Raw genomic sequence first — 10581 nt, 5'->3', positions numbered from 1 at the left:
CGCGCGCGCGGGCCGCAGCCTGCGCCCCCGCGCCTGGCCCGGTGGCGCGCGCTGCGCCGTGGCGCTCTCCTTCGACGCGGACCACGAGACCATTCCGCTGCGCGATTCCGACGAGAGCCCGATGCGCATCAGCCAGGGCCAGTATGGCGCACGGGCGGCCATGCCGCGCATCCGCTCGCTGCTGGCGCGGGAGGGCGTGAAGGCCACCTTCTTCTACCCCGCCGTTTCCGCCCTGCTGCACCAGGACGAGGTTCGCGGCGTGGCCGAGGAAGGCCATGAAATCGGCATCCATTCCTGGATCCATGAGCGCAACACGGCGCTGCCCTACGAGGTCGAGCGCGACCTCGCCTTCCGCGCCGCGGAGACGCTGGAGCAGGTTTCCGGCCAGCGCCCGGTGGGCATGCGCACGGCGAGCTGGGATTTCTCCCTGCGCACGCTCGACATCATCCGGGAGATGGGGCTGCTCTATGACAGCAGCCTGATGGCCGATGACGACCCCTATGAGCTGAATTCGGGCGGCACGCCGACCGGCATCGTCGAGCTGCCGCCGGAATGGATCCGCGATGATGCGGTCTATTTCAACATGAACCGCTTTGGCGGGCTGCGCCCTTATACGCCGCCCTCGGGCGTGGCCGAGGTCTTCCTGGCGGAATTCGAGGGCGCCTATGCGGAGGGCGGGCTCTACCTGCTGACCATGCACCCGCACTACATCGGCCACCGCAGCCGCATGCCGGTGCTGGAGAAGGTGATCGCCGCCGCCAAGGCCAAGGGCGACTGCTGGTTCGCCAGCCATGCCGAAGTGGCCGCCTGGTGCAAGGAGAATGCGGAAGCGCCGGCTACCTGACCGGCGCCGCGCGGCGGCCCGGCGCTAAGGCAGCCGGGCCAGCCGCGTGAGGAGCAGCTCGAAGAAACGGTCCGCATCCGTCTCGTTCAGCCAGAGAGCGTTCTGTGGCCGGCCGGTGACATGGAACCAGTCGGCCACGGTCATGCCCAGCGAGACCGGGCTGGCGGTTTCCACCGCCACATTGATCCGGCGCCCGGTGAAGAGCGTGGGGTCCAGCAGATGGGCGATGACGCAGGGGTCATGCAGCGGGATGCCATCCTTCTCACGCTCCCGCTGCGGATTGCCATCGGCATCGCCGAACATCACGGCGACGGCGCGGGCGGCGGCGGTATCGACCTTTCGCAGCGCCAGCAAGCGGTCCCGCGTCATCAATACCTGATGCGTCAGGTCCAGCGGCAACATGGTCAGCGGCACGCCGCTGTCCAGCAGCACGGCGGCGGCCTCCGGGTCGGCATAGACATTGTATTCGGCGGCGGGGGTGACATTGCCGCCCTCGCTGCGCGCGCCGGCCATCCAGATCACCTCGCCGATGCGCGGCGCGATCTCCGGCGCCTTCACCAGCGCCATGGCCAGGTTGGTGGCGGGGCCCAGCAGGCAGAGGGTGATGCTGCCGGCGGGCTCGCGCAGCAGCGCCTCGATCAGGTGGTCCACCGCATGCTGCGGCCGCGCGGGCGCCTGCGCTTCCGGCAGCACCAAGCCTTGCAGGCCGGTTTCGCCATGAACATGCTCCGCCGTGATGGGCAGGCGGATCATCGGGCGCGCGCAGCCGGGGAAGACCGGCACACCAGCGCGGCCACCCAGTTCCAGCAGCGCCAGCGCATTGGCCGTGGTGCGGGAGAGCGGCACGTTGCCAGCTACGGTGGTGATGGAGACCAGTTCCAGTTCCTCCGGCGCCGCCAGCGCCAGCAGGATGGCCACGGCATCGTCCTTGCCGGGATCGGTGTCGATGATGATCCGGCGCATCAGGCCATCTTCCCCATGTGGCGCGCCGCCAGGGTGGCGCAGGCTTCGAACATCTGCAGTGAATCGAAGGCGCGGTCGCGCCCGTCGGTCGGCACAACCATCGGGTAACCACCGGCCTGCAAAACGGCGCCAGGGATCATCAGGTTGTCTGGCAGGCCGAAGCCCTCGACGCTGAGGCCGGGGATCGGGTCCGGCAGGGCGGCGCCATAGGCGCGGCAGCGTTCGGCGAAGGAGGCGGCGCTGTTGGAATAGCCAAACACCGGCTTGCCACGCCCCAGGAACCAGCCGATCTCGATCAGGGTGCCACTGTCGGCGGACACGCCGCGAAAGGGTGTCAGGTTGGCGATGACGATGTCGCAGGCCTCCATCATCGCCACGTCCTTGCGGTAGATGGTCCGCCAGGCCTCGTCCTCAGTCATGCTGGAGAGGGCGGCGACATCCTCGTTCAAGGGCGGCTGGCCCTCGAAACCTAGGCGGGCGCAGATTTCCACCTTGCGGCGGGCATGTTCGACGGCATTCGGCAGGAAGACATCCGGCCCGGCGAGATAGGCTTTCATGCGCCGCTCCCTGCCAGATTGTCGGGGCCAAAGGAATGCGGCAGCAACGCCTCCAGCGTCGTGGTCAGCAGTAACCGGCCGGAGGGGTCCACCATCCGCACCGGCGTATCCGGCGCCGCGAATTCGCGGATCTTCTGGCGGCAGCCGCCGCAGGGCGTGCAGGGCATCTCGCCGCCGCCTGCCACCACAACCTCAGCGATGCGGCGACCGCCGGCCATCACCATGGCGGCAATGGCGCCAGCCTCCGCGCAGGTGCCTTCCGGATAGGCGGCATTCTCGACATTGCAGCCCGCATGAATGGCCCCCTCCTCCGTCTGCAGGGCGGCGCCCACCAGGAAGCGGGAATACGGAGCATAGGCGCGGGAGCGGGCGGCCAGAGCAGCGTCGATCAACGCTTCGGACATCAGCGTTCCTTCACATATGGGGTGCCGCTGGCCTTGGGCGGAATGGCGCGGCCGACGAAGCCGGCCAGCAGCACCACCGTCAGCAGGTAAGGCAGGGCCTGGATGGCCTGCACCGGAAAGGCGCCGATGCCCGGCAGCACCACGCCTTGCAGGCGGATGGCCACCGCGTCCAGCAGCCCGAAGGCCAGGCAGGCCAGCAGGATCGGCCAGGGGCGCCAGCCGCCCAGGATCATGGCCGCCAGCGCGATATAGCCACGCCCCGCGATCATGTCCCGCTGGAAGCCGGCGCCCTGGGCCGTGGCGATATAGGCCCCCGCCACGCCGCAGAGCACGGAAGCGATCAGCACCCCCGCATAGCGCAGCCGGGCCACGGAAATGCCGGCGGTGTCGATGGCCGCCGGATGCTCGCCACAGGCGCGCAGGCGCAGCCCGAAGCGGCTGCGGTAGAGCACCCAGGCGGAGAGCGGCACCAGCAGCAATGCCAGATAGACCAGCGCCGTCTGGCCGCCGAGCAGCGCGCCATAAACGCGGCCCAGCACCGGCACGCCCGCCAGCGCCTCCGTGCTCGGCAGCGTCAGGGGCAAAAAGCGTGCGGCGGCGGGCAGCGGCGGCGTCTGCCCGCCCATGGAGAACCAGGCCAGCGCCAAGGTCACTGTCAGGCCGGAGGCGAGGATGTTGATGGCCATGCCGGACACGACCTGGGAGCCACGCAGGGTCACGCAGGCATAGGCATGCACCAGCCCCAGCAGGCAGGAAGCGCCTATGCCCGCCAACAGGCCGACGACGACATTGCCGCTGACGGAGGCGGCAGCGGCAGCGGCGAAGGCCGCCACCAGCATCTTACCTTCCAGCCCCACATCGATGATGCCGGAGCGTTCCGAGAAGAGCCCGGCCATGGCCGCCAGCAGCAGGGGCGTGGCGACGCGCAGCGTGGCGGACAGGATGGGGACGAAGTCGAAGCCTTCCATCACGCCGGCTTCCGCTGGAGCAGGCGAGACAGGCCCGGCCGCAGCATATTGCCCAGCGCCCCGGCGAAGAGGATCACCAGCCCCTGGATCAGCACCACGATCTCGGAAGGCACGTCTGGCACCTCGAAGGCCATTTCGGCCCCGCCCTGGGTCAGTGCGCCGAAGAGCAGCGCCGCCAGCAGCACGCCACCGGGGTGGTTCCGCCCCATCAGCGCCACGGCGATGCCGGTGAAGCCATAGCCGCCCGTGAAGCCCAACAGCAGCTTGTGCTGCGCGCCCAGCAACTCGTTCACCGCCACGCCACCGGCCAGGGCGCCGGAGAGCGCCATGACCAGCACTGTCATCCGCCCCTGGTCAATGCCGGCGTAGCGGGCAACCTCCGCGCTCTCGCCCATCACGCGCAGGGCGTAGCCCCAGGGCGTGCGCCAGATCAGCAGCCAGACGGCGCCCGCCGCCAGCAGCGCGAGCAGCAGCGCGAGATTGACCGGCGCCGAGGACGGAAAGCCGAAGGACGCCAGCCCCGGCAGATCCGCCGCCGTGGTGAAGCGCCGCGTCTCGGGCGACATGGAGCCCGGCGCGATCAGCACATTGACGATCAGGTAGACCATCAGCGAAGCGGCCAGGAAGTTGAACATGATGGTGGTGATGACGATGTGGCTGCCGCGCCTCGCCTGCAACCAGCCCGGAATGGCGGCCCAGAGCGCACCGCAGCCTGCCCCAGCCAGGATGGCCAGCGGCACCAGCAGCGCGGGCGGCAGGAATTCCAGGTTCAGCGCCGCCAGCGCAACGCCAAGCCCGGCCAGATAGGCCTGCCCTTCTGCGCCGATATTGAACAACCCGCCCTGGAAGGCTACGGCCACCGCCAGCCCGGTGAAGGCCATGTTGGTGGCGTAGTAGAGCGTGTAGCCGATGGCATCGGTGGAACCGAGGCTGCCCACCGCGAGCGCCTTCAGCGCCGCGACGGGGTCGGAACCGGTGGCCAGCACGATCAGCGCCGTCAGGCCCAGAGCCAGCAACAGGTTGATCAGCGGCAAGAGGATCAGGTCGGCCCAGCGGGGCAAGGCCGTGCTCATGCCGCCGCCTCCTGCACGCCGGCCATCAGCAGGCCCAGGCGCTGTTCCGTGGCCTCGGCCGCCGTCAGCTCACCCATGATCCGTCCATCGAACATCACCAGAATACGGTCGGCTAGCGCCAGGATTTCATCCAGTTCCACCGAGACCACCAGCACCGCCTTGCCCGCCGCGCGGCAGGCCAGCAGGCGCTGGTGGATGGCGTCGATGCCGCCGATATCGACGCCGCGCGTGGGCTGCCCCACCAGCAGCACGGCGGGGTCGCGCTCGATCTCCCGCCCCAGGATCAGCTTCTGCTGGTTGCCGCCGGAAAAAAGGGAGGAGCGCAGCGAAGGGTCGCCAGGCCGCACGTCGTAATCCCGCATCAGCCGCGCGCCATGCGCCGCGATTTTTTCCCGCGACAGAAGGCCCAGGCCGGTGCGATAGGCCGGGTCGTGCTGATAGCCCAGGATGGCGGTTTCCGCCGCCCGCGCGCTGCGCACCAGCCCGCTGCGCAGCCGGTCCTCCGGCACATGACCCAGGCGCTGGCGGCGCAGGCTGGCGGCATTGAAGTCACGGCCTGGGAAAACGGTGCGGCCGTTCAGCCGGATCTCGCCGGCCGAAGGGGTGCGCATGCCGGCCAGTGCCTCCAGCAGCTCCCCCTGCCCGTTCCCGGCCACACCGGCGATGCCCAGCACCTCGCCGCCACGCAAGGCCAGATCGACGCCCTTCACCCGCTCCACCCCCGCCGCGTCGCGCACGGAAAGGCCCCGGGCCTCCAGCAGCGTCTCGCCCAGGCGCGGCGCCGGGCGCGGCGCGGGGGCGGCAAGGCGGCGGCCGATCATCAGCTCACCCAGTTCGGCGGTGGAGGTTTCCGCCGTATCCCGGTGCGCCACCATCTGCCCGGCCCGCATCACGGAAACCCGGTCCGTGATGGCCATGATCTCGCGCAGCTTGTGTGTGATCAGCAGCACCGTGCGGCCCTGGTCCCGCAACGCGCGAAGCACGCGGAAAAGGTCATCCGCCTCCTGCGGCGTCAGCACGCCGGTTGGCTCATCCAGGATCAGCACCTCGGCGCCGCGATACAGCGCCTTCAGGATTTCCACGCGCTGCTGCGCGCCCACGGGCAGATCCTCGATGCGCGCATCAGGGTCCACCGTCAGCCCGTAGGTCTCGCCCAGGCGCCTGAGTTCCGCGCGCGCCTTGGCGGCGCCGGGGGCCAGCCGGGCACCGCCCTCGGCGCCCAGCATGACGTTTTCCAACACCGTGAAGCGCTCCACCAGCATGAAGTGCTGATGGACCATCTCGATCCCAAGGCGGATAGCGTCGCGGCTGTCGCGGATCGTGGCGTCATGCCCGTTCACACGGATGGTGCCGGCATCGGCCTGATAGAAGCCATGCAGGATAGCCATCAGCGTCGATTTGCCGGCGCCATTCTCACCGATGATGCCGTGGATGTGGCCGCGACGGACCAGGAGGTCCACCGCCCGGTTGGCATGAACGGCGCCAAAGCGCTTGTCGATGCCAACCAACTCGATGGCGGGAGCCGCCGCGTCCGGAGGCGTCATCAGTTCGGGCAGGAATTGTTGCTCATGTAGTCGTGCACCCGCACCTTGCCGGCGACGATATCGGCCTTGGCCTGGTCAATGCGCGCGCGCATCTCGGCCGTGACGATGGAGGCATTGTTGCTGTCGAAGGCCAGGCCCACGCCATCTTCCGCCAGCCCCAGCACCTGTGTGCCCGGCTTCCAGCTACCGTCCCGAGCCTCCACCAGTGTCTTGTGGGTGGCGACATCCAACTGCTTCACCATGCTGGTCAGCACATGGCCCGGATGCAGGTGGTTCTGGTTGGAATCGACGCCGATGCCGAACTTGCCGGCATCCGAGGCCGCCTGGAGAACGCCGATGCCCGTGGCGCCCGCCGCGTGGAAGATCACATCCGCGCCACGCTCGATCTGCGACCGCGCCAGCTCGCCGCCACGCACCGGGTCATTCCAGGCGGAGGGCGTGGAGCCGGTCATGTTCTGCAGCACCTCGATGCCCGGCCTGCCGGCCTTCGCGCCCTGCACATAGCCGCAGGCGAACTTGCGGATCAGCGGCACGTCCATGCCGCCGACGAAGCCCACCTTGCCCGTCGCGCTCTTCAGCGCTGCCAGCATACCGGCGAGGTAGGAGCCCTGCTCTTCCCGGAAGACAATGGACTGCACATTGGGTGCCTCCACCACGGAATCGATGATCACGAACTGCAGCTTCGGGAACTCCGCCGCCACGGTCTTCACCGCGCTGGCCTGGTTGAAGCCGACCGCGATGATGGGCGTCTGGCCGCGGCGGGCGAAGTTGCGCAGCGCCTGCTCCCGCTGCGTGTCGTTCTGCGGCTCGAATTCCCGCACGGCGACGCCGGTTTCCTTGGTGAAGCTTTCCGCGCCGGCATGCACGCCCTCGTTGAAGGACTTGTCGAACTTGCCACCCATGTCGAAGACAACGGCAGGGTTGATCTCGGCAGCCTGGGCGGCACTGATGGTCAACAGGGCGGCGGCCAGCGCCGTGGCGAGCATCTTCTTCATGGTGGAGTTCCGTTTCCTGTGCTGCGCCGCGTCAGCCGGCATGGCCGAGGCGATACTTGGTGAAGCCTTCCGGCGTGTTGCCCATGGGCTCCACGTTCAGGCCGGCGGGGCGGAAGGCCGTGGCACCGGGGCCGGTGACATAGCTAACCACGGCCGTGTTCGGCCAAGGTGCAAAACTCCAGTTGCCATCTGCCGAAGGGTCGATGGTCTTCTGCTCGACGATGTAGCGCACCACAACATCCCGGTTCAGGTCCGGCGCCTCGATCACGATGGTCTTGCCATCGGCGCCGGGGAAGTTGCCGCCGCCGCCCGCTCGATAGTTGTTGGTGGCGACCAGGAATTCCTGCGCGTCATCGATCGGCTTGCCGTTGAAAGCCAGGTCGCGGATACGATGCGCCTCGGGCGCCACCACCTTGCCGTCATTGTCGTAGCGGGAAGGCTGAGTGACATCGATCCTGTAGGTGACACCATCAATGATGTCGAAGTTATAGGAAGGGAACTTCGTGTTGATCAGTTCCTGCTCGGCAGTCAAGGCCGGGTCGATGCGGTTGAAGAGGCCGGCGGAGCGCTCCAGCCATTCCCGCACCTGCGCGCCCTTCACCTTCACCACCCGCAAGGTGTTGGGGTAGAGGTAGATATCCGCGACATCCTTGATGGCGACCGGCCCCGGCTTCACGTCCGTGAAGTAGTCCGGCCCGCCGCGGCCACCGGCCTTGAAGGGCGCGGCGGCGGAAAGCAGCGGGATGTCGCCCATGCCGGCACTCCTCGCCAGCTCCCTCACATACCAGCTTTGTGCATTGGAGACGATCTGGACCGAAGGGTCATCCGCCACCAGCGCCCAGTAGCTGTTGATGGAACCTTTGGTCTCGCCGACGGGTTGGCGCACATAGGCCAGCGTCGCCTCATGCTCCGTGCGGGCCGCGGCCAGTACAGCGGGAGCGGCATCGACCTTCGAGACGATCTTGCGGTCCGGCGCACGTTCGTAGATCGGGCGCGCCTCGGTACCGAAGTCGGCAACCTTCCAGGCACTGCCCTCGCGCTCCAGCACCAGGTCGATGACACCGAGGTGGCTGCCCCAGAAGCCGGCCATCACCGCCGGCACGCCATGCAGCGTGCCGCGTTTGGCGTCCACGCCCGGGATATTGGCGAAATCACCGCCAGGGAAGACAAGGTGCTGATGGCCGGCCAGAATCGCGTCGATCCCCGGCACCTGCGCGAGATGGAGCGCCGCGTTCTCGGCGCCCGCCTTAGGCTCGCCGCCAGCGATGCCGGAATGGCACAGGGCCACCACCACGTCCGACTCTGCCCGCAGCTGCGGCAGGTACTGGCGGGCGGCCTCCACGATGTCGATGGTGGTCAGCTTGCCATTCAGGTTGGCCTGGTCCCATTGCACAATCTGTGGCGGCACGAAGCCGATGACGCCGATACGCAGGCTGTGCTTCTGCCCGGCCTCATCCACCATTTCACGCGTGAAGACGCGCGTGGGCGGCACCAGCGTGGTGCCATCGGGCTTCAGGGCATTGGCGCAGACACTCGGGAAGTTCTGCCCGGCCAGCGAGACGCCAAGATAGTCGAGCCCGTAATTGAACTCATGGTTGCCGAGCGTGCCGCAGAGATAACCCAGCTCATTCATCGCGGCGATGATCGGGTGCACCTGCCCCGGCTTCAGGCCATGCGAATAGGCCATGTAATCGCCTAAGGGGCTGCCCTGAATGACATCGCCGTTATCGAACAGCAATGCATTCGGAACCTCTGCCCGCGCGGCGGTGATCAGCGAGGCGGTCTTGGCCAGCCCCACCGTATCGTCCGCTCGGTCCCGGTAGTAGTCATAGGGATAGACATTGACGTGCAGGTCCGTGGTTTCCAGCAAGCGGAGTCTGAGCTTTGCAGGAGCCTGGGCCGCGGGTGCCTCGGATAGCGCCAGTGGAAGAGCGGCGGCGCTCAGTAGCAAGGCACGGCGGAAGATAGACGGCATGGGAACTGCCCAGATGTGTTGACTGCGCGGCGGCATTGTCGCCGCCGCAAGCCTGCCGATCAACCATCAAGGCGTGAGAAGACTAAGCCGGATCGGATAGGAAACGGAAAAGCTCCGCATTGAAAGTCGCCGGCGCCACCACCGTGAAGGCATGGCCTCCCTCCGCCGCAAGCCAGAGCCTGGCTTTTGGCAGGACGCGAGCCATGGTCTGGGAGGCTGTCCAGGGCACCAGCACATCGTCCCGTGCGGCAGCGACGAGTACAGGTGCGGAAATGCTGCTGGCGACAAGGCTGGCGTCATAGGCCAGCAGGGCATCGATGCGCGCCCGCAGATTGGCCTCGCCCTGGAAGTGCGCGAGGCCATGTGCCTCCTCCGCCTCCATGCGGTCCGCATGGGCCGAAAGCCAGGCAGCGGGGTAGAGGAATATCGGCTGCGCCCGGACATAGGCCGCCGGCCCGCCTCCGCGCAGCGCCGCCAGGCGCGTGTCAAAGCAGCGGCGGGTATGGCTGTCCGCCTTCAGCCAGCCATTGACGACGACGATTCGGCCAACACGCCCAGGATGGCGCAGGGCCAGTTCCAGCGCCACCAGCCCACCCAGTGCATGGCCAAGCAGATGCGCCTTCTGCGCCCCCAGGGCATCGAGGATCTTGATCACGTCCTCGGCCATATGCCCGATGGTATAATGCTCCGGCAGCGGCTCCGCATTGTCGCCGGTGCCGCGGTGGTCGTAGAGCACCACGCGGTACTCCCGCGCCAATGCCTCAACCTGCGGCATCCAGAAGCTGCCGGCGCCGCCAAGCCCCGCCGAGAGCACCACCGTTTCCGCCGCATCGGCGCGGCCCAGAAGCTGGTACTTCATGTGCGCGGCAGATGGGCGATGCTGGCGATCTCGACCAGTGCATCCGGCTTCACCAGCCCGCACTGGATGCAATAGCGCGCGGGCTTATCGCCCGGGAAATATTCAGCATAGACGCTGTTGATGGCAGCGTAGTTCGCCCAATCGGTGATAAAGATCGAGTTGAACGCCACGTCCGCCATGCCGCCGCCGGCAGCTTCGACAACACCTTTGATGATCTCCAGCACATGGCGCGTCTGCGCGGCGGCATCGCCGGCATGCACCACGTTGTTGTCCTTGTCGAAGGGCAGCGTGCCGGAGACATAGAGTACGTTATCCGCCATCGCGCCGGGGGAGAAGGGTGCGATGGGCCTGCCGCTGCCAGGTGGAATGATGGGCTTCATGGGCATGGACGCCTTCTTC

General features: G+C 67.7%; 11 protein-coding genes. 1 reads left to right on the top strand and 10 read right to left on the bottom strand.

Annotated features, from left to right (window positions below):
• On the top strand, nt 1-844 hold an 844-nt coding region (locus tag IBL25_RS11170), incomplete at its 5' end, for a polysaccharide deacetylase family protein (RefSeq protein WP_187778620.1).
• 24 nt (nt 845-868) lie between these two features.
• Here IBL25_RS11170 and IBL25_RS11165 read toward each other — a convergent pair.
• The 10 genes from IBL25_RS11165 to rutC all read right to left on the bottom strand — a co-directional run bounded on the left by IBL25_RS11165 (nt 869) and on the right by rutC (nt 10568).
• Nucleotides 869-1807, bottom strand: a complete 939-nt coding sequence (locus IBL25_RS11165; protein WP_187778619.1) for a nucleoside hydrolase — start codon at nt 1805-1807, stop codon at nt 869-871.
• Nucleotides 1807-2364, bottom strand: coding sequence for a nucleoside 2-deoxyribosyltransferase (locus IBL25_RS11160; protein WP_187778618.1), 558 nt, complete (start codon nt 2362-2364; stop codon nt 1807-1809). Before IBL25_RS11160 ends, IBL25_RS11165 begins: the two co-directional genes overlap by 1 nt.
• Nucleotides 2361-2768, bottom strand: coding sequence for a cytidine deaminase (locus tag IBL25_RS11155; protein ID WP_187778617.1), 408 nt, complete (start codon nt 2766-2768; stop codon nt 2361-2363). Before IBL25_RS11155 ends, IBL25_RS11160 begins: the two co-directional genes overlap by 4 nt.
• Nucleotides 2768-3736, bottom strand: a complete 969-nt coding sequence (locus IBL25_RS11150; protein WP_187778616.1) for an ABC transporter permease — start codon at nt 3734-3736, stop codon at nt 2768-2770. The genes IBL25_RS11155 and IBL25_RS11150 overlap by 1 nt, the downstream gene beginning before the upstream one ends.
• The gene (locus tag IBL25_RS11145) at nt 3736-4809 is read right to left on the bottom strand and encodes an ABC transporter permease (protein WP_187778615.1); all 1074 of its coding nucleotides are present in this window, start codon (nt 4807-4809) and stop codon (nt 3736-3738) included. The genes IBL25_RS11150 and IBL25_RS11145 overlap by 1 nt, the downstream gene beginning before the upstream one ends.
• On the bottom strand, nt 4806-6353 hold the full coding sequence (locus IBL25_RS11140) for an ABC transporter ATP-binding protein (protein WP_187778614.1): 1548 nt from the start codon (nt 6351-6353) through the stop codon (nt 4806-4808). The genes IBL25_RS11145 and IBL25_RS11140 overlap by 4 nt, the downstream gene beginning before the upstream one ends.
• A complete protein-coding gene (locus tag IBL25_RS11135) occupies nt 6353-7348 on the bottom strand; it encodes a BMP family lipoprotein (RefSeq protein WP_187778613.1) in 996 nt (331 codons plus the stop codon). The genes IBL25_RS11140 and IBL25_RS11135 overlap by 1 nt, the downstream gene beginning before the upstream one ends.
• A 31-nt stretch (nt 7349-7379) precedes the next feature.
• Nucleotides 7380-9323, bottom strand: a complete 1944-nt coding sequence (locus tag IBL25_RS11130) for a bifunctional 2',3'-cyclic-nucleotide 2'-phosphodiesterase/3'-nucleotidase (RefSeq protein ID WP_187778612.1) — start codon at nt 9321-9323, stop codon at nt 7380-7382.
• A gap of 82 nt (nt 9324-9405) precedes the next feature.
• Complete coding sequence (gene rutD / locus IBL25_RS11125; protein ID WP_187778611.1) at nt 9406-10182, bottom strand: pyrimidine utilization protein D; 777 nt, start codon at nt 10180-10182, stop codon at nt 9406-9408.
• On the bottom strand, nt 10179-10568 hold the full coding sequence (gene rutC, locus IBL25_RS11120; RefSeq protein WP_187778610.1) for a pyrimidine utilization protein C: 390 nt from the start codon (nt 10566-10568) through the stop codon (nt 10179-10181). The genes rutD and rutC overlap by 4 nt, the downstream gene beginning before the upstream one ends.
• Between the last annotated feature and the right edge of the window lie 13 nt (nt 10569-10581).

The sequence above is a fragment of the Pseudoroseomonas ludipueritiae genome, from assembly GCF_014490445.1.
Taxonomy (GTDB): domain Bacteria; phylum Pseudomonadota; class Alphaproteobacteria; order Acetobacterales; family Acetobacteraceae; genus Pseudoroseomonas; species Pseudoroseomonas ludipueritiae.
This window is presented reverse-complemented; position numbering and strand designations above follow the sequence as displayed.

Excerpts from the sequence above, each read along its gene's own strand:
- IBL25_RS11160 (WP_187778618.1), bottom strand. The coding sequence starts at position 2,364 with ATGAAAGCCTATCTCGCCGGGCCGGATGTCTTCCTGCCGAATGCCGTC.
- rutD (WP_187778611.1), bottom strand. The coding sequence starts at position 10,182 with ATGAAGTACCAGCTTCTGGGCCGCGCCGATGCGGCGGAAACGGTGGTG.
- IBL25_RS11140 (WP_187778614.1), bottom strand. The coding sequence starts at position 6,353 with ATGACGCCTCCGGACGCGGCGGCTCCCGCCATCGAGTTGGTTGGCATC.
- IBL25_RS11135 (WP_187778613.1), bottom strand. The coding sequence starts at position 7,348 with ATGAAGAAGATGCTCGCCACGGCGCTGGCCGCCGCCCTGTTGACCATC.
- IBL25_RS11145 (WP_187778615.1), bottom strand. The coding sequence starts at position 4,809 with ATGAGCACGGCCTTGCCCCGCTGGGCCGACCTGATCCTCTTGCCGCTG.
- IBL25_RS11150 (WP_187778616.1), bottom strand. The coding sequence starts at position 3,736 with ATGGAAGGCTTCGACTTCGTCCCCATCCTGTCCGCCACGCTGCGCGTC.
- IBL25_RS11130 (WP_187778612.1), bottom strand. The coding sequence starts at position 9,323 with ATGCCGTCTATCTTCCGCCGTGCCTTGCTACTGAGCGCCGCCGCTCTT.
- rutC (WP_187778610.1), bottom strand. The coding sequence starts at position 10,568 with ATGCCCATGAAGCCCATCATTCCACCTGGCAGCGGCAGGCCCATCGCA.
- IBL25_RS11165 (WP_187778619.1), bottom strand. The coding sequence starts at position 1,807 with ATGCGCCGGATCATCATCGACACCGATCCCGGCAAGGACGATGCCGTG.
- IBL25_RS11155 (WP_187778617.1), bottom strand. The coding sequence starts at position 2,768 with ATGTCCGAAGCGTTGATCGACGCTGCTCTGGCCGCCCGCTCCCGCGCC.